Source organism: Bacteroidia bacterium, from assembly GCA_016218155.1.
In the GTDB taxonomy this organism is placed as follows: Bacteria; Bacteroidota; Bacteroidia; order Bacteroidales; family GWA2-32-17; genus GWA2-32-17.
In genome coordinates, this window is sequence record JACREQ010000045.1 from 99,587 (window position 1) to 121,044 (window position 21,458).

The 21,458-nt window shown below is 33.3% G+C and carries 11 protein-coding genes; all 11 read right to left on the reverse strand.

Features of this window, described 5'->3' with window-relative positions; translation table 11 throughout:
- Positions 1–6 precede the first annotated feature (6 nt).
- Positions 7–5,145, reverse strand: coding sequence for a T9SS type A sorting domain-containing protein (locus tag HY951_08310; GenBank protein ID MBI5540046.1), 5,139 nt, complete (start codon positions 5,143–5,145; stop codon positions 7–9).
- A gap of 63 nt (positions 5,146–5,208) precedes the next feature.
- The gene (locus HY951_08315; protein MBI5540047.1) at positions 5,209–5,946 is read right to left on the reverse strand and encodes a fibrobacter succinogenes major paralogous domain-containing protein; all 738 of its coding nucleotides are present in this window, start codon (positions 5,944–5,946) and stop codon (positions 5,209–5,211) included.
- 15 nt (positions 5,947–5,961) lie between these two features.
- Positions 5,962–9,558, reverse strand: coding sequence for a hypothetical protein (locus tag HY951_08320; GenBank protein MBI5540048.1), 3,597 nt, complete (start codon positions 9,556–9,558; stop codon positions 5,962–5,964).
- Positions 9,559–9,601: 43 nt separating this feature from the next.
- Positions 9,602–12,571, reverse strand: coding sequence for a T9SS type A sorting domain-containing protein (locus HY951_08325; GenBank protein MBI5540049.1), 2,970 nt, complete (start codon positions 12,569–12,571; stop codon positions 9,602–9,604).
- Between the two features lie 104 nt (positions 12,572–12,675).
- Positions 12,676–13,614 (reverse strand): hypothetical protein, encoded by a 939-nt coding sequence (locus HY951_08330; protein ID MBI5540050.1) that lies wholly within the window; start codon positions 13,612–13,614, stop codon positions 12,676–12,678.
- A 2-nt stretch (positions 13,615–13,616) separates the two neighbouring features.
- Positions 13,617–15,587 carry a hypothetical protein gene (locus tag HY951_08335; protein ID MBI5540051.1) on the reverse strand — a complete coding sequence of 657 codons (1,971 nt, stop codon included), beginning with the start codon at positions 15,585–15,587 and terminating at the stop codon, positions 13,617–13,619.
- A 3-nt stretch (positions 15,588–15,590) separates the two neighbouring features.
- Complete coding sequence (locus tag HY951_08340) at positions 15,591–16,151, reverse strand: hypothetical protein (GenBank protein MBI5540052.1); 561 nt, start codon at positions 16,149–16,151, stop codon at positions 15,591–15,593.
- Positions 16,152–16,163: 12 nt separating this feature from the next.
- A complete protein-coding gene (locus HY951_08345) occupies positions 16,164–17,234 on the reverse strand; it encodes a hypothetical protein (GenBank protein MBI5540053.1) in 1,071 nt (356 codons plus the stop codon).
- 71 nt (positions 17,235–17,305) lie between these two features.
- Positions 17,306–17,944, reverse strand: a complete 639-nt coding sequence (locus HY951_08350; GenBank protein ID MBI5540054.1) for a cytochrome C — start codon at positions 17,942–17,944, stop codon at positions 17,306–17,308.
- A 379-nt stretch (positions 17,945–18,323) separates the two neighbouring features.
- Positions 18,324–19,385, reverse strand: a complete 1,062-nt coding sequence (locus tag HY951_08355; protein MBI5540055.1) for a PorP/SprF family type IX secretion system membrane protein — start codon at positions 19,383–19,385, stop codon at positions 18,324–18,326.
- Positions 19,386–19,424: 39 nt separating this feature from the next.
- Positions 19,425–21,458: PKD domain-containing protein (locus HY951_08360; GenBank protein ID MBI5540056.1), on the reverse strand; the 2,034-nt coding region annotated here is incomplete at its 5' end.

The window sequence follows — 21,458 nt, forward strand, 5'->3', positions numbered from 1 at the left end:
TATAAATTAATCTCTTACAACTTTTTTAACAAATACTCCATTCTCAGATATTATTTTAACATAATAAATTCCACTATTAAGATAAGAAGTTGAAATATTTACAGCATTTTCTTTGTTGCTTGATAAAACAAATCTGGTTGAATAAACTTCATTTCCTATATTATCTATAACAAATAAACTACAACTTCCTTTTATTAGATTATTGAATGAAATATTTATGTTATCTTTAAATGGTGATGGAAAAACTTTAATTGACCCATCAAAAATGTCAACCTGAGGAACATTAATAGTGCTGCTAGTGTCGGCATATATACCAAAACCATAACTACCATTTGAAAAACTTGAGTCAGCAACAAAGTTCACATAAATAAAATTAAATTTATCATTTGTAATATTAAAATGATGAGTTGTTACCTGAGGTAAACCAGGTACTTCACATTTTAACTTATACTGACCCTCTGGAATTCCTGTAATTACATAATCTCCTAAAGAATTTGTTTTTACAATCTTAACAGGTTCATTTGTCAATTCATTTTGCAAATAAATATCTGCATCTGCTAAAGGCTCATTTGTTATGTCATATACTAATTTCCCACTTAAAACACCATCACCTCCAGTTAGAGAAGTATATCCAAGCATTTGTAAACTTATATTATTTGTGTCTTCGCAACTAAAGTTTATTGTTTGTGCATTTGTCCATTCCCAAACATTTTGATAATATGAATTTGTTAAAGATGTACTACTTTGATTTAATACTGACCGGGCTTTCAAAAAATAATCGCCTGCATTTTGAATATCAGAAACAAAATTACCATTAGGCTCAACTTGAATCCTTTTTCTTAAAATAGATTGCGAATTTGGAATTGTATTATAAACAAATAATTCATAAGTTGAAAAATCAACAACTAATGATGATGTTAACTGACCTTTAAGTTGGCCTGCAAATGGTTCGTTAATTAATTGCCTGCTTAAATATGAAGTACAACCATATTGACTTCTGCTTATTAAATTAACATCGTGCTGATCACCATTATTCCACCAGATATTAAGCGTATCATTATTTGTTGATGCTAAAGTATCACAATAAATTCCTGAACCAATTAACCAATTAAAATTATCTAATCCATAATCACTGCCAAATATCTGATTTGTGTTAGCAACAAATTGCCAACAACTTCCAATAGTATTAGGACATTGAGGTGGAACAGACACAAAATTACCAGTTGGAATTGGAGCAAAATATAATCTCAATGTATCAATATTTGAACAACCCTGATAATCGGCAGTCCATATAAAATCACGATAATCAGGTGTTCCAAAAACAGTAGCACTATCAGCAGTTATTGTATCGGTTGGGTTTCCACTTAAATATGTATCTGGTGATACTGCAGCCCATGTTCCATATGCGTATGGAAGTAACCCAACTTTTAAACCACAAACAGTATCAGTTTTAATTTTCGAGTTTGCACCAAATAAACCAGGCCAGTAATTTCCATTAGGATTTGTTAAAGTTGCAAGAAATGGTTTCTCAATAAAATGAACTAACACAGCTGCAGAGGTGTCTTTACATTCACCATTTAATGTAACCCAATAATAAGAATGATAACCATAAGTTCCCCATCCACTAGTGTTAATTGTTACAGCTGGCGCATTTGCTTGTGCATCGGGACTAAATATTGATGAATATGTTGGATCAAACCAATAACCTGAACCAAATGCAGGACTTTGTGCGTTTAACATATTATATTGCGATCCACAAACTACTGAGTCTGCCGGACTAACAAGTGTAGTTGCTGTCTGTATACTTGCAAAATAAATTTTAACAGAATCTGATCCAAAACACACGCCATTATTATCAATCCAGAACATTGTAATTGTGTCGTTAGGAATATTCCATTGTATATAGGATGTTAATGAATCCTTATAGCTTAAATTTAATGTTCCATTCAAGGCATCAAAGAAATTAATCCCTGCTGGTCCACTCCAATGACCACCAGTCAAAGTAGTATTAGCATGAATACTGACAAAATCTCCGCAAACAGAAAAGTCAGCTTCAACAGAAGGTGTTGGTGGTGCTAAAAACGTTACTGATACGGTATCCGAACTAGCACAAATATTGTTTGAGCTATTTTTTTCTGTCCAGATAAAATTATAAACTCCTGGTTGAGTTGCCATCACCAAAGCATTTGGCACATTGTTCTGGTAAAAATTAACTAATCCCGACGAACCAGCAACATCAAGACTCCATATTCCTTCTGCTCCGGAAATACTCCAGCTACCTAAAAGGTTATTTGTTAATCCGCACAATAAAGTATCATTTCCGGCATTTGCAACGGGTTGCTCGTTAAAAATTATCATAACGCTATCTGTAGCACTACAACCAAAACTATTTTGTCCATGCCAATAAAAATTAACTATTCTTTGACCATTCACAAAGAAATTCGATATTCCAGAAACATCAACTAAAGGATTCCATGGCAACAAATCTGGTCCAGTGTACACCACATTTAATCCCGGGAAATCCGTTGTCCACCATGCTGTATCAATATTGCTACCAACAGTATCTGCATTTAAATATAATGAAGTGCCACATACATATTGTTGCAAGCCAGCTTCAACAACAGGACTATTGTTAAATGTTATGATAATAGTATCCTTATCTATACATGACATATTTGATCCGTTCATCTCAGCCCATTCAAAAGAATAAGTACCATTAGGATAAGCATTAATTATAGTTAAAGGATTATTAGACATTCCAAAACTTGCATTCCCATTTAACGGTGTTGTAAGCACAGTCCACTGCCCTGTAGCATTTGGGATACTCCAATTACCATTTATTGAAATAGATTGCTCACAAATTGAAGTGTCATTTTGAACAGAGGCAATTGGCATTTCATAAAAAACAATAAAAGTACTGTCTACAGCATTACAACCACCCTGACCAAATGTATACCAGTAAAAAGAAACTGTGCGCTGACTATTAATAAAGAAATTTGGAACCCCCGAAGCATCAACTAAAGGACTCCATGGTATTGAATCTGTTCCAGTATATGTTATTGTAACACCTGGCACACTACATATCCAATAAGCAGAATCAATATAACTTGATATCGAGTCCGCAAAAAGCTGAGCAGCAGTTCCACAAACTGTTTGATGAATTCCTGCATCTGCATTTGGTGGATTTATATAATTAATTGAAACAGTATCTTTATCGACACATGAATTGTTTTCTGGATTTGTTTCCGTCCAAACAAACTGATATAATCCTCCCATTGTAACACTTATATCAGTATTTGGTTGGCCTGTTGCAATTATTACAGCGTTGCCAGTTGGGGGAGTTAATAAAGTTTCCCATAACCCAACATTTACTGGATTAGTCCAGTTTCCTGTCATAGTTGCATTTAGCGCACAATAATTTGTATCAAAACCAGCATCAGCTATAGGATTTTCATAAAATGTTATGGTCGTACTATCCATTTCCTGACAACCTGAAGGACTTTGAACTGTCCAATAAAAAACAACTTGTCTCTGTCCGTTTATAAAAAAGTTTGACACTGCTGAAACATCAACTACAGGGTTCCAAGGAATAGGATCAGTTCCTGTATATGAAATATTAACACCTGCAACATTACAAGTCCAGTTAGCTGAAGATGCATTACTGCCAAGAGTGTCGGCAGAAAGCATTGCAGTTGTTCCACATATTTCCTGTGCCATGCCTGCTTCAACAAATGATACAGTATTAAATGAAAACACAACAGTGTCCTTGTCTACACATATATTATTTTCAGCATTCATTTCTGTCCATTCAAACGAATAACTGCCAGATAATGATACCGATACAGCGCTATTAGGAAAGTTATTTTGTTCAAATGTTATTACAGATGAAGAAGGAAAAGAGATTGCCGACCAGATTCCTGTATAATTTGAAATACTTGACACACCTGTCAAGGTATCAGATAGAGCACAATTAACAAAATCGGTTCCAGCATTTGCGGTTGGAACTTCATAAAAATTTATTAAAAGACTATCAACCCACGAACAACCTTGCTGATTAGTTCCATTCCAGTATAAATAAACTGAGCGATTACTATTTATAAAGAAATTTGAAACAGCTGAAGCATCAACAGATGGATTCCATGGAAGTGGATCTGTACCCGAATAAGTAATATTAACACCAGGCACATTTGAAGACCAAAAAGCAGAAACAATATGACTTCCTACAGTATCGGCAGCAACAGAAGTTGTAGTTCCACAAATAGACTGATCAACTCCGGCATTTGCATGAGGAAAAGTTTTAAAATTAAACGAAACCGTATCAACATCAAAACATGAAGGATTTGCTTGATTTATAACAGTCCACTTATAACTATATTGACCAGAATGGTTTACAAAAAAATATGTAGTTGTATTATTTGGTGATGAAAACTCTGTATTACCTGCAGGAGCAGATGTTAACATCGACCATGTTCCTAAAAAAGAAGTATCTGCCATAGTAGCATTCATGTTTGCAAATAACCCACAAACAGAGCTATCTGAACCTGCATTTGCAACTGGAATTTTGTTAAATGTTATTAATACACTGTCAATCGAAGAACAACCAAATTGATTAACACCTTGCCAATAAAAATATGCCGACAGCTGATTATTAACAAATAATCCAGAAACAGAAGAGGCATCTACAATTGGATTCCATGGCAGTGGATCTACACCTGTATATGTTATTGTTATGCCGGGAATACTACAACTCCAGGATCCTGAAATCATAGAGGAGAATAAAGTATCTGCACTAAGTTGAGCAGAATATCCGCATACAGATTGATTTATACCTGCCTCTGCAAAATTTGGTCTGTAAAATGTTACACCAACCATATCTGAAACAAAAACACAACCTGTTTCATTCCAGGTAAAATCAACATATTGAAAGGCAGTTGAAAATGTAGGAACAGTTACGATTGCATGTGGATCTGAACTTGAAGGAGAATAAATGGTACCAACTGGACCAGTCCAGTTACCAGAAACGCCAGCAGAATTTAGTTGAACTGTTAATCCACATAAGGACGTATCATTTCCTGCCGAAGGACATTGCCCTTTACTAAGTAGGGAAATAAAAATTAAAAATAAAATAGTATAAACTTTTTTCATTATAGTGATTTTCTGTTTTAATCGGTAATTTAATTTCTTTCTTTTACCAGTTGTTATATGGTTTTATTCGGAATCTTTAACACATCTCACAGAGATTGCATCTTTCTTAAAATAATGAGATCTGCTAACAGTTGTTTCATCATGATATAGTCTTCTTGTTCTTGCTTTTTTACTATCAACCTCTGTCGATGTCCAATAATATGTATATTGTCCCAAAAAGGTAAAAACTCCTCTTAAATATCTTATTCCTGCAGGCAAGCCAGTAAATCCACTTCTATTGTCAGCTCCGGTTTCAGGATCTCCCCAGTGTTCATGGCCAGCCTCCTTCATATAGTTTCCTATAAATTTTCCTCTATGATCTTCTTTATTACAATTAACATCAGTATTTTCTTCGATGAAGTTTTCTAAAACACAAAACTCTTCATCTGTAGGAACATGCCAGCCTTCTGGGCAGATCTTTCTGTTATCTGCAACAACATACCATGTATAAAGTCTTCCATAATCCTTAACTAAACTATCATTGCTTTGGTACGACCATTGAAATTTTGGTTGAACAGCATTTGTTAAATCAATTGTGTCTGGTTGTTGCGTTTCAATTAGATCACCATTGTTATAGTGAATGACTTTCAAATTATCTTTCATCCATAACTGCGAACCTATTTTTACTGTTCTATAAACATTTCCATCAATGTCTTTAATAGCAATTCCTTTTTCCTGTGAAAAAGCATGAGCAGTAAAACCGCATAAAAAACAAAATGCTAACAATATACTTAATTCAATTTTAAAGTAATTTATTAGCATTTCGTATAGCTATATTTAATTATAAGAAGGATTATATGTTTTGGAACTTGTTGAATGCCCAGTACCATGGCAAGTTACAACACAGGAGTTAGTTGCTGTTCCTGCAGCATGAACAAACGCAGATTGCGATGTATTATAAGGCGCTGCTCCAAATGCAGTAATGCAACTTGGTACATTTCTGGAAAAATTCCAATTATGATTTACTTCACTACCATGAGAATCGTGGCAATCATAACAAGCTGCTTTGGACAGATGATATTGATGATAACCAAATCTAGACCCGGTGTTAGTTCGTCCCGACACATGACATTTAGTGCAAACTATATTAGCCCCTGGATTTGTACTATGATAAGTTGGATATTGAGTTGCGCCACCTATTCCATTATCAAGTAAGTGTAAATTTGCAGAACCGTGAGGTCCATTTCCATGCCCTGCAGTTGCAGATGCTGTGTTTCCATGACAATCTGAACAATACATACGAGAAGTATATGACCAACCTGCCTGAAATGCAGTAGCATTAATATTTAAATTTTTACCAGCAGCTAAAATAGGATGATATGAAGCATTATTTGGATTATACTCTCTGGCCATATCTCTATTATCTGCAATTTGATTATTTGTTCCACCTGTTGTCAACTTTTTTAACCCATCAGCAATAGCAGCAGCATTCTGATAACCACCTGGCAAGTAAGTTGGTAAAGTTGTATAACTGGAGTGGCATTTAAAACAAACCTGATATTCTTGAGTTACTGAGGTCTGCCATGTAAACCCTGTAGGTGCTCCAGCTCCGGCATAAATTGGCTCTGCACCAGTGGCACCAATCATTGTTGGTAACAATGTGGGGGCTGTTGCAGTTCCTGCTTTAGCTCCATGTGGGTTATGGCAATCAACACATTCAACATGTCTATTGGTCCCCGTAAAACTTGCTCCACCAGTTTCTCCACTTACATGCTTGCGATATGTTGCAGCTGGATCATGTTTAAAGAAATTTGTTGCTGTATTTGTATAAGTACTAAATGCTAGATGTACTTTTACCGTTGCTAAGCCGGCAGCTCCATGGCATGTTAAACATAACCCTTCTTCTTCATTCATTAAATCTGTTCCTGTTCCAGGACCAGCATATGTTGCAGGACCAAGTAAATTTCGTTTATTTGAACCATGCCCGTTATCGTGGCAGTTTAAACAAGTACTTGTTGAAGCAGCTCCCTTGTGTGAAGATGCTGCCCACATTGTAGCATCAACAACAGGAACAGTAACGCCATCACTAAAAGGTGTAACATCACCATTAGATCCGTTTGCATCATGGCATTTTAAACAGAATGATTCTACACTTGATTTATTTGCAGGATCGTAAGTAAACACATTAACATAACCTAAATCCGGATCGAGTAATTTCACGTTTCCATCTTTATGATCACCCATATAATGACATTTAATACAATCTGCAACTGTAGGTGCTGTGTTAGAGTGATGAGATGTTCTTACAAAATCTCCACTTGCACCAACAACTGCACGTCTACCACCAACTGGTCCTACACCAGGTTTATCCTGAACAGTGTTATGACATCCAAGGCAATCTGTTTGTGCAGCAAAGGCTTTATTGTGAGGGTGACATGTTGTACATTTAACTACCGGACTAACAATATGTCTTGCATCAACAGTACCCATTGCGGTATTTGTAAAATGATCAGTTTGTGTATGACAAACTTCACAAACACCATTATATGTTGCAGTACCATCGGCAAAGTTTGATCCGCTAACATTGGTTGTAAAAACTGCTGCTTTAGTTCCACTGTTTGGTGTTAAAATATTATCATTAATTAGATAAATATTTGCAGAACCATTGCTATGTCCGTAATGACAGGTTGTACAACTCATTCCTTTATGATTAAGAGTAATATCAAAACCTAAATATGTATGACAGGTTGCACATAAATTATCTTTACTAGCATTACGCAGAATATTTCCATCAGATGATGATGAAAAATGTGTAGCATGACATGTACTACAGACAACCTTACTAGTTGTACTTAAAGGCAATGACATTGACTGGAATCTTGAATCAGCAATAGAATAAGTAATCCCGACAGGGTGTGTACCTTTATTTGCTACATTATCTGCATATCTTCTAATATCTCTAGCTGTATGACATTGTAAGCAAAGTGCATCTTCTGTATTTGCAATTCTTAAAAACGGAGAATTAGCTGTTGAATGCTGATCGTGACATGTTGAACAAACAATCTGATTGCTATAAACTCTTGCTGTCATTTGTGCATTACTTGGAGCATTAGTTTGGTATGTTGCATTAACAGTATTTGTATTCCAAGAATGTGAGTTTCCGCTAACACCCGGAATCGCCTTATCTGAATTTGAGAATGGAGAAGAACTTGCAAGTCCTGCTGCAGTATGACAACTCATACATAAATTTGCATTGCCATTTACAGTTGTTAACTGCATACCAGGAGAAGTATGATTTATATGACACTGACTACAAACATCATGAGGTGTTGCAACGGTAACTGCAAGTGTAGAAGCAGCACTAGTACCACATGCGCCAGTTGCAGTTACAGAAATATTTCCATTTTGGCCTATTGCACCAGACGTTACAGTAATTGCTACGGTACCGGTTCCTCCTGTAATTGACCAACCAACAGGCACTGACCAATTATAACTTGTTGCACCAGAAACTGCAGCAATACTATATGCTAAACCAGTAATACCAGGCCCCGCTGAAACTGGACCAGAAATTATACCCGGAGTTGCTGGTGCTCCATTAACAATCATTGTTATAACATTAGAAGTTGCAGTAGTTGGCGATGCACAAGCAAGATTGCTTGTCATTACGCAACTTACTGTATTTCCATTTGCCAAAGCAGCATTTGTATATGTATTGCTATTGGTACCAACATTGGCTCCATTTAATTTCCATTGATATGCAGGTGTTGTGCCTCCATTTGTTGGAGTTGCAGTAAATGTAACAGATGTACCTGAACAAATTGCTCCTGCTGGAGCTGCTGCAATGCTAACAGAAGGAGCAAGAGTAGATGTTGTTCCAGTAACACTAAACCCCTTCACATATAATGCTGTAGTTGTAGCATTAGCTGAGCCATATATTCTAAACCTGAGAACCTGTCCCTGAGGAACAGCTATAGACAAAGCAGAATTATTATATGCAGTTAATGTAGTTGTTAATGTTAAGTTTGTTATAACAGTATATGCACCTCCATTTACAGAATATGAAAATCTATAATAACCAGCAGTACTATTCCTCATATGTGAAAAACTTGTAGAAGTAACTGTTAAATTTCCACAAGTAGGAGTAATTGTAAACTCAAAATATTCTGTTGTTTGTACTACCGGGGTTACAGTTGTTGCCCAGGCAGTAGCAGGCACACCATTAGTAGCGCTATAAGCACCAATAGTTATTCCCGTACCTGTCATTGCAGTTGCAGTTATATTTCCAGTTGTAGCAACACTTGAATTTGCAGTAAGAGCCCATGTTGCAGTAGCAGCTTGAGAAAATAATTTTTGTGAAAAAGCTGATAAAAAAAACATTATACCTATAAGGCTGTATATTTTTACAACATTTATACAATTAGAATATTTTTTCATGAGATTAGGCAGTTATTCTGTTACTATTTAGAGTTAAAAATAATTATTTATTTAAAATAATTTTTTCTGTTTTTGAAAAATCATCGGAAGATAACTTAACAGTATAAATTCCAGAAGAAAAATTACTAAGGTCAATATTTTCTTTATTCTGATTGCAAATTCTAGAAAGTACAACCTGTCCAATAGAATTGATTACTTCTACTAAAAAAGTACTATTGTTTGCAAAAGAAGTTGATATTGTTATAAATCCATGAGATGGATTAGGATAGACCAAGATACTGTTTTGCTCTTTATTATTAACAACATTTAAAGATGTTAAATCTAAAGTTTGTGTCATAGTACCATCCGGACAAAGTCCATTTGAAACAGTTAATACCACATTGTATATAGCTGGTGATACATATTGATGAATAGGATTAATTTCGGTACTTGTATGACCATCGCCAAAATTCCACAAATAACTGCTTGAATAAAGAGAATTATTTGTAAAATTGAATTCTAGCCCATTTGCTGTATAAACGAATGAAGGAACAGGAAACTCAGCAGCAACCAAATCGGTGTTTCCAAACATACTTGTACCAATACAATTACCAGAAGAAATACCTATTACCTGATAAAGACCAGGAGTATTTACAGAAATATAATACGGATTTTCATTTGTTGTTATTGTTGTTGGATTTAATCCATCAATTGTATATACAAATGTCCATGGTGCTATACCATTAAAGTTTATAGGAATATTTGCGAGTAAACCACTACATGAAGCTACAGTTGGATTATTCATTGAAGAACCAGGCAAAGGTGTTACTATAACTTCTGGTGTGCCAACTGTTGAAGAATTATAACAATTTACATCAGAAACTGATTGAATTTCATAAAAACCACCATCGGCAACATTTAATATATATGGATTATCTGATGTAGTTATTGTTACAGGATTAATATTATTTGTAGTATAGGTAAACGACCATGGAGATGCTCCAGAAAAACTAATAGGTAAACCAGCAGTCTGTCCTTCACAAACTGAAACCTGATTATTTCCAAAAGTAAAAGTTGCTGTTGGTAATGGCAACAACGAAACACTTGCACTACCTATATTATTTGTTCCATAACACCCATCACCTTCTAAACTTGTAATTTGATAAACACCATCAAGATTTACTGCCATTTCATACTGATAATCAGTTGTACTAACAGTAATAAAATTTGCATTATTAACAGAATATGTAAAAGTAAAAGGTGAATTACCAGTAAATTGAATTGGAATATTTGTAGTATATCCCATACATGCACTTGTATTAATACTTGCCATTACTGAAGTTGGAATTGGTTTTACAATTACCTCTTGTCCCTGTTGCGGAACATTGCTTGTGCAATTAGCATCAGTAACTGTTGTTAAATTATACAAACCTGCTTGTGTTGCAGTTAAATTAAAAATATTTGAAGTTGAAGTATAACTTATTTCATTTTCTCCATCAATTGTATAAGAAATATTCCACGGTGATGTTCCGGTAAATTGAACTGGAAGAATTGCAGTTTCTCCCTGACAAACTGAAACAGATGGACCACTAGAAATGAATGATGCTGTTGGAACATTATTAATAGAAATATTTGCGTTTCCAACAAAAGTATTTCCAACACATCCTCCAGAAGAAATTGCTGTAACTTCATATAATCCGGCATCCGAAGCAGATAATAAATATGGATTATTTGCTGTTAATATTGTTGTTGGGTTTGCTCCGTCTTTAGTATAAGTAAATGTCCATGGAGAAGCACCAGTAAATTGAATTGGAATATTTAACGAACTTCCTGCACATACAAATGCATTTCCAGTTGTAATATTTGAAGTTGGAATTACACTATTTACTGTAATTTTTGCACTACCCGAGAAACAAGTGCCGCTTTTATACATATCATTTAATGCAGTAATTTCATAAATACCACCCGTATTAACATTTAACACATAAGGATTATCATTGGTTGTTACAGAAACAGGATTTAAACCATCAACTGTATATGTAAAAGTCCATGGTGCTGTTCCGGTAAAATCAATTGTGATATTTGTTGTTTGATTTGAGCAAATCGTTGCATCAGAATTTACTATATTAGAAGTAGGAAGTGTATCAGCAACATTAAACACTTCTAACGCTCCGTTATTCATAGAAGCAACAATTATTCTTTCCTGGGAGTCAAACAACACATCAAGTGGAACATTTAATTCACCTGGTTGTGTTCCAAACTGACCAAAACGCGTAATAAATGTATTATTCTCATTAAAAACAGAAATATTGCCTTGAAATGGATCACAAACATAAAGATTCCCACATTTACCAACAGTCATTCCCTGTATTCTGTAAAATTGTCCGTTTCCATTTCCTGCAGAAGCAAAACTTCCTTGTAGAACTCCATTCAGATCAAATTTCCAGATTTTACATACCGGTAAACCGCTCATTCCTACACCAGGGCCAAAACCACCATGTTCAGCTACTAAAATTCTACTATTTCTATAATCATATACAACTTCTGATGGAAACACTAATGTCCCAACACCTATTGTTTGTATTACATTAGCAGAAACATCTAAAGCAATTACTTTTTGTGATTTGCCATCAGCAACATAAAGTATACCTTCCGGACTAAAAGTCATTGAAGAAGGAAAAACACAGCCTGAATAAAACTCAGTTAAAGTACCATTTGATTCCACTTTTGAAATTATTCCAGTTTCTCCATCACCAATAAAAATCTGATTTGTATTATTTATTGCAACTGAAACAGGCGAACCCCCAACTGAAATTGATTCAATAAAGTTTCCTTGTAAATCGTATTTTACAATTGCTTTCTCATGGGCATCTGTAACATATAAAATATCATTATGATCAATTGCAATACGTACAGGAGATTTAAGATTCTGGGTAATGCTTGATTGATAAGTTGTATTTTGAGCAGAAACACTTTCTACACATACATTGGTGCAAACCACTATAGCTGCAAGTAGGTTAAATAATGTTTTCAAAATATTAATTTTTTAAATTTAACTTCGAAGTTTTACGTAATAAATAGTTAAAAGTTGTGTTTTTTAACCATTTTTTTAATTTTAATAAAAATTTCCAAAGAACCTTATTGTCTGATATATTCTTTTTCTGAATGACAACCTGGAAAACAAGTTCCACCTTTTTCACGAACAATATAATTCATTTTAAAACTCCACTTTCCAAACTTTACATTATCTAAAATTAAATGCTCATTAACAGTTGCATGAATATCGTGACACATTGTACAATTTCTGCCTTTTTTGCCATTAATATGAACAAAGTGCAGATTTGTTTCACCATTTCTAAAATTTGTTGCTGAAGTTGTTTTTTCTGCTTCTAATATTCCGCTATCATGACAATCAAAACATAAAGAAAAAGTATCTTTTTTTGCAAACGCATAGTTATCCTGAGGAAAGAGTTTAGTTAATAAACTATTATTTACAGAAGCATGCGATTTATGACAGGAAATACAGCCCCCTTCAATTGCAGAATGAATCGTTTTTCCAAACTTAATTTGCTGATTAATATTGGTAATTTTTTTATTTCCTGATGTAATCGTTTTATTATGACAGCTTAAACAAAGCTCATTTCCGGATAAAATTAAAAGTTTGCTTTGATTAGTGGAATGAGGAGAATGGCAATTAACACAAAACTTTTTTTGATTTACTATTTTATGAACTGACTTTCCACTTTCTATTTCTGATTTAATAGCATCATGACAAGTATAACAAAGTGCGGGCATTTTTTCAACCAGAGTAAATGTTTTTCCTTGTGCAGGTGGATGATTTGACACATCGCCCTGATGACAATTTGTACAACCATCATCTAAAGCTGCACTATGTTTTGATGACTTCTCAATTAAATCTGAATGACAATCAGTACATTTTGGATCAACTGAATAATTTTTGACAGCAATAACTCTTTTTTTAATAATCAACAAATCGCTACTATTTGTTAATTTACTAGAATATAGAAAATTTAAAATTACAGGCCATAGAATAATATATGTGAATAATTTTCCCATAATTAGAACTTTCTAACAATCTTTAAATAACCACCATAAAAATTTATTCCTTCTGCTAAATAGTTTCTTCTATATAATTCTGCTCCTGCAGAAAAATATAACTGTCTATAAACAGTTGTTAAATCTAACCTTGAAGTTAAATAACTTAACTCTATGCCATTTACTCTCTGATTCATATAACCTGCACTTGCCGAAATTGTAGTCATTCCCCAAATTCGGTATGCAACTTTACCTGAAAAAGAAGTAAATTTTTGAGTCAATGAATCACCTGTCATTTTATAATCGCGAACACTGCCATGTAAGCTAACATTTACTCTTTGGCTAAAATTCTTTTGTAAATCTAAATAATACCATAACATTGTATAAGGAATTACATTGCTATGGTAGATACTATATTCGGTTCCGGCTTTTGCAAACTTATATTCGAACATAGCACCATAAGTTTGTTGTGTGTAATAATTTAAAACCAAATTCTCAATCTTCTCATGCATTACATAATCCATTTTACTGAATCGATAATAGAATTCCATTAATTGTTTAAATAATCTTACACCTGCATAAAAATTTTGATTATTTGCAACATATTTGTAAGAACCAGGCTGGTTTGCTACATAATCAATATAAACGGCAGTTCCATTTGGAATAAGCCCACCAACAAATCTTTGAATTTCTAAATAATTATTTCTTTCAATTAAAATATAATCCAAATTCAACTGATAAACTATTGTACCTGTTATATCTCGTACTACAATAGATGCAGGATCAATATAAGGTCTGTTCAACAAAACTACATTTCCATCAGTTAAAACATATTCTTCATGAATTGCCTGAAACATTATTGGGTCACTTTCGGTAGTCTGAAATTGTTTAGTGTATTTATATGACATTGAAAGCATCCCATTTGTAGGTATTTTCTTATTATATCGAATATCAAAACCTGCTAAATGAAGACTCCTATTATAAAAATCGCTTTTCTGAGTATTATATTCATAAATTAAACCAGAATACAAACTTTCATATAATTTATGGCTGAATGCACTTTTTACATTATGTTGAATAACTTTATTTGAATCTTGTTTTAAATTATTATATCCATAACTCGTAACAAAATTAAAGTTTTTAGGAAGTTTTAATGAAAGATTTTCGAAAACCTGAAGTCGTTCTAAATTATAACTCCCTTTTTGAATTGACTTAGAAATATTCGAACTAAAATTATATCTCTTTTTAAAATCGAGATTGTAATTGTTATACAAACTTATAACATCTGCTTTATTTTTTAAATTTATATATTCTGTTGAATTTACAAACTCGCTATGGTTATACGATATTTCATTTCTGTCATCAAACTTTGTTAAATTAAAAGAAGATCTTGCATATAAATCACTTTGTTCCTGATTAAAAAAGCGACCAGTTTGCAATTCATCCTGATAATTCTTAGAATTTGAATATCCTACTTGTGTTGGAAAATATTTATTGGCATATGATAACATACCACCAAAATTTCTATTATTCGATTTAATATTCGCAAGACTTTCGCGGTTTTGATAAAGCTGATTAAAAGAGGCAAACGTTGTTAAAGAAACAGGCTTTTCGCTAAAAAAAGTTGACCTCAAATCTAATTTATTTAATGTTCTGGCTTCAGCACGGTCGGGAAATACTAAATATTGATCTCCATCAAAACCTGAATTGTATTCTGCATCTACATCAAGCAACATAAATTTAGGATCCCAGATAGCACTTCTTGTATTTATTAATAATCCGCCAGTATAATTTTTACTTTTTTGAAATTCTGAAAGCAAATCACGATCTATTTTTTGTTCTCTATAAAATCCTTCTACTTTTGCTTCACCATTTATATAGATTAATCTCCATAATTTAAAAGAAGATTTCTGTTTGCTTTCACCAAGCAAAGTTTGAGCATACCCATATCCGGATACAAGAATTAACAGCAATATTAATATTCTTGCTTTCATTAATTATTTAAAAATATATTTATCCTCACCTCCATGTGGATTATGACATTCTGTACAATTTGTTTCACCTAAATCTGCATGTGCCTCATTTTTTAATACATCTTTTGAATCATGACAATAATAACATAATTGTTGTCCTTCACGCAAAACTAATTTTTTATAGTCAGACATATGTGGATTATGACATGCAGTACAACCACCCGAAACAACAGGTCCATGTAGATATTTATACTTTGTATTAAAATTTTCATGGCATTGATAACAAAGTTCAGGTTGTTGCATAGTTAACGAACCATCATTATGACAATTTGAACAATCATTTGATTTATAAGGCTCATGAACAACAGACGAACCTGTAGTTTGTATGTTTGCAGCTTCAAGTAAAGCAAGACTATCATTTTTAATTGAATCTTTAACTTCAATCAAAGGTTTTGCGTTTGGGTCAGGAACTCCATCAAACAGTGTTGACATTACCTTATATGTTGTAGTTGGACTACATGCAACAAAGAACAATACAAGTATTACTAAAAAAATAAAATTATGTTTCTTTATAAATTTATTCACCTCTTAATAATATTATTTAAGTTCCACTCCGCCATAAACAGTAATTTTATCAGGTCCAAACTGATTCGTAACAAATATTAAATATTTTAATTTAAATCTTGGATCTACATATTTTTCGAAATACTGTAAATTATTATAGTCAATTGTTATGTTTGCTGGCATGTACATATAACCAGGTCCCTGATAGTGTCCACCAAAATGCATTAAGAATTGTCCTTTATTATTAAACATTTCTACAATCTCATACATTGCATCTACAACATAAATATTTTCATCGTTATCAACAGCAACTCCTTTTGGTCGATAAAACTGACCCGGATTATTGCCATAACTACCAGCAGAATTAATAAATTCTCCTTCTAAAGTATAAGTCTTAACATTATACCCACCAATATCTGTAACATATACTTTATTGTTTTTTATATCCATATTTACAGGCGAATACAAATAACTTTCGTCGCCCTGAGCTGCTTCCGGAAAAGAATATAAAAATTTATAGGTAGAATCATTTTTATAAACGTTTATTTTATTTCCTTTTATATTTACTACAAATATTTTATTATTAAAAACAGAAACATCTGTAGGTCTGAAGTTCTCAGATTCTCCAAATGCATTTATATATTTTCCTGTTTTATCAAATATTACTATCTGATTTCTTCCTCCATCGGCTATATATAGGTTTTCATTTTCATCAAGACAAGAATTAATTACTGATTTTAATTGCCCTAACCCTGTTGGGATAAAGAAATTAAAAGTATGTTTCTCCAAATCAATTACCTCTAAACCTTGAATACCTGTATCGGAAATATAAATTTTTCCATTTCTGATTTCAATCCCGTATGGTTTGGCAATTGCATTTTCTTTTTCTACACCAAAAATATATCTTTTAAATGCAGATTGTTTTCTAACTATATCTATTGAACTACTGAACTTTGTTAAAAATTGTATTCGCGTTGTGTCTGGTGGTGATGGGAAAACAACAACAGTATTGGTAGATGATTCGCCAATATGTCTGTTACATGAAACTAAAAGAAAATAATAGATTCCTATTAATAATAAGGTATAAAAAGTTTTCTTTGACATCTTTATTTAATTTTAATTTTAAAGGGCGATAATTTCGCCCTTTAAAATTAATAAAAACATATTCACAATAATTATTTAATATGACATGTTAAACAAAGCTGACTAGCATTGTTTGTCATTCTTTGAAAACTTGTGTATTGGTTATTGTGAGGATTGTGGCATGAAGCACATTCCATTTTACCACCAAATAACATTTTGGTTGCAATTGTTCCACCTAAAGCAGCTGTTGTTGTTGGTCTTAAAGCACCATCAGCTGTAACTAAAGCAGCATCATAAGTAAAAGAAACAGGATGGTCGTTTGTTAAAGCAGTTCCAACTAATGTTGTTGTTGTTGGATAAGCAACACCTAAAGTACTTCCTAATGGTAAAGTATTACCAACATGGTTGTTTAATGCAACTGTACCATCATGACAACTTAAACACAATAATGAATTACCACTTGGTGCAGCACCTGGAGTTGCATTAAAAGTTGATGACTGAGCACTTGTATACATTGTGTATACCGCAGAGCTAGTAGTGTGACTCCATAAAGGAGCTTGAGATACTGCCATTGCATTATGAGGAGTATGGCAAACACCGCAAAGTTTGTTTGAAGCCATAGTATTCCATGCCTGTGCACTCATATCATGGGGAGTACCTGTAATTGTTTGAGCAAAACTCATTGAAGTTACAGCGAGTAACATCAAAGTAACAAAACTGATTTTTTTCATTTTTAAAGATGATTTTAGGTTCATAATATTTTTTCAACACAAATATATTTAATTCTTTTTTTAGTATTTTATGTTTTTTAACATGTTTCAATCTGCAAAACACCCCCACTAAATCGTATTACATTACTCATTATCTACAACTTGTCATTTATTTAGATTCGTTTTAATCTGCTTAATAACCCATATAAAGTGTATTTGTTATTTCAAAACACTTAAGCAAACAATATCTACTTTTATTTACAACTTTTACACCATTGTTTATTCCTAATCAAATACTTAAACAGTAAGATGATAAAAATATCAATTATCTAACCTTACTCAAATTATTAAAGGCTCTTATAATAAGAGCCTTTAATAATTATTCAACAAATAGAACAATCTAGAAAGAACTAAAAGGATTGTTTAACATAAGGTTCTTTTTTTCCGCCTGATCCAATTTCACAGATAATGATATGGAATGTGTATTTAAACCACCTATTGCTTTAGTAACATCAGAAGTAATAACATCATATCCATATCCTAAAGTAAAGAATTTGTAATCAAAACCAATTAAAAATGTTACAGCATCTTTGGTTTTATACCATCCGCCTAATACAAGTTTTGATTTATCATTAATTCTGTAATCCAGATAAATTCCTGTTGCTAATAAACTGGCACCTTTTTGTTCAAGATAAATTACATTCGGAGTTATATCAATTTTATTTGCACCGATGATTTTTATTCCACCTTGAAAAGTGAAGCGTCTGGGTAAATCACCTGTTTCTCCGATAAATGATTCGTTAGGTTTATTTAAATTATACCCTGCTGCACCAAGAAACGCATTTAATTTAGCTCCTTCACCTTCATTATAATACCACATTGCGCCAAAACCAACAGACGGATAAGTTACTTTTTCATTCAAGACAGTTTCACTGTTTGGATTCGCAGAATTATAGGAACCCAAAACATATTGTTCGTCAAAAGTTAGTTTACTAACATCTAATGATTTTTGAACATATGACCCTAAAATCGCTGCACTAAAATAATTATTATCAGAAAGACGTAAATTATAGCCAATCGACAGTGAAAAATCGAGATTGCTGAATGCCCCTGCAGTATATTTTTGTGCATTTAAGCCAAAATCAAGTTTACTGTTTACATTATTTGTTCCTCCCTGCTTTGAGTCACCTATCAAAGTAGTAGTAGTATTTTTACCCACAAAAACGGGATACAAAGCTGTAACCGAATATGTTTTATATCCATTATCCAATGAACCCCATTGGTTACGATAATTTATAAGTAATTTAAAATCCTTGTTTGCCCCTGCAATAGCCGGATTTAGATTTAAAGGATTTGCATATGACAAAGAAGATCTGGTATCCTGTGCAACTATGCTTTCTGAAAGCAATGCAGCAGTTATCGTGATAATTCCGATTATCGATATTTTGAATTTATTTTTCATTTTATTAAAGTTTAATGTTTGAAATAATCAATTAAAAAATTACCTGATTAAATTTACTATTCCCGATAAATTTACAGATTCTCCATTTGTAAGAATACCTTTTATATAATATGCATAGGCACCTTCGGGGAGTAGTTCATTTGATCCTTGTTTTCTGCCATCCCATCCGTAGCTTATGTTTTTAGAATAGAAAACGGTTTCTCCCCAGGAATTAAAAATCGCAAATTCAAAGTTGTTAATGCCTTCTCCTCTTACATAGTAAACATCATTTTTACCATTGTTATCAGGAGTAAAAGCGGAAGGAACCCAGACTGAAGGTGTTATAACATAAATTGTTACAGAGTCATTATTTTTACAACCATAAATATCAATTCCAACTACGTTGTACGTTGTTGTAATATCCGGTGATGCAATGGGATTATAAATGCCGGTATTACTTAATCCGTTTGACGGAGTCCATTCATACTGTACTCCACCGGTTGAGATGAGCTGGGTGCTTGAACCATGAGTAATGGAATCATTTAATCCTGCATCAATTTTGGGCAATTGGTGAACAATTACAGTTACTTCATCTGTCACAGGTTCGCAACCGGAACCGCTTACTGTTAATAAATAGGTTGTTGTTGAATCAGGAGTAACAACAGGATTTGGTGAATTAATATTGTTTAATCCGGCGGCCGGTGACCAGACATACGATTGCCCTTCAACAAGAGCAGCTCCTACCTGAATGTTTTCGTTTCTGCAAATTTCTACATCTACACCTGCATTTGCATTAAGCGGAAGTAACATGGTTACAATTACAGAATCTGTATTATAACATCCTGTTAATGTATCCTGAACAGTTACTACATAATTTGTTATATTAGCTATAGGACTTGAAACAGGATTTGCAATATTAGAAAAATTCAAAGTACTTGATGGAAACCAATTATAAGTGTAACTTGAATCAGGGGTTGTTCCTATCTGCACACTTCTGTCAGCGCAGATAGTTGTGTCTTTACTCGCATTGGCAATAGGAAGCGAATTAATAAAAATGGTATTTGTATCAATATGCATACAAACTCCATCTGAAATAGTTAATGTAACAATTTTATACCCACCACCATTATATGATATTCCTGTAGGGTTTTCAGCATTTGCAGTTTGCGGTAAACCATCCTGTCCAAAATCCCAGAGGTAAGTCCAGTTTTCGCCTGTACTTCCGGTATTTGTAAAGTTAACACCTGATTCCACGCATTGTGGAGCTGTAGAGGTAAATGAAACTGAAGGAGTAAGATTAATATTAATTGTATTATTTGAAGTAACAACACAACCTGTTGTACTATTTGTTACAGTTAGTGTTACTGTTTTAATTCCGGAAGTTGAATAAATTACTCCAGTAGGATTCTGTGTTGTTGAAGTTGCAGGTGTTGAACCTGTACCAAAATCCCAAGAATAGTTTACCCCACTTGTTGTTCCGGTATTTGTGAAATCAACAGCAAGTCCTGTACATTTTGGTGCAGTTGAAGTATAACTTGCCTGAGGTGTAGATAAAATATTTACTGTAGTAGTACTTACCGCAGAGCATTGAAATTCGTTTGTAACAGTAAGTGTAACAGTTTTATTTCCAGATAAACTATATAGGATATTAGTTGGATTTTGTGATGTAGCTGTTGCCGGTGTAGCTCCGATTCCAAAATCCCAGCTATACGAAACACCAATACCGGTAGAGCTGTTATTCGTAAAATTAACAGCAGTATTTTCACATACCGGCGCATTAGAACTAAAATTTGAAGTCGGAGTCTGATATATATTAATAGTATTGGTTGAAGTAACAGCACAACCTGTTGTACTATTTGTTACAGTTAGTGTTACTGTTTTAATTCCGGAGGTTGAATAAATTACTCCATTAGGATTCTGTGTTGTTGAAGTTGCAGGGGTTGAACCTGTACCAAAATCCCAAGAATAGTTTACACCACTTGTTGTTCCGGTATTTGTGAAATCAACAGCAAGTCCTGTACATTTTGGTGCAGTTGAAGTATAACTTGCCTGAGGTGTAGATAAAATATTTACTGTAGTAGTACTTACCGCAGA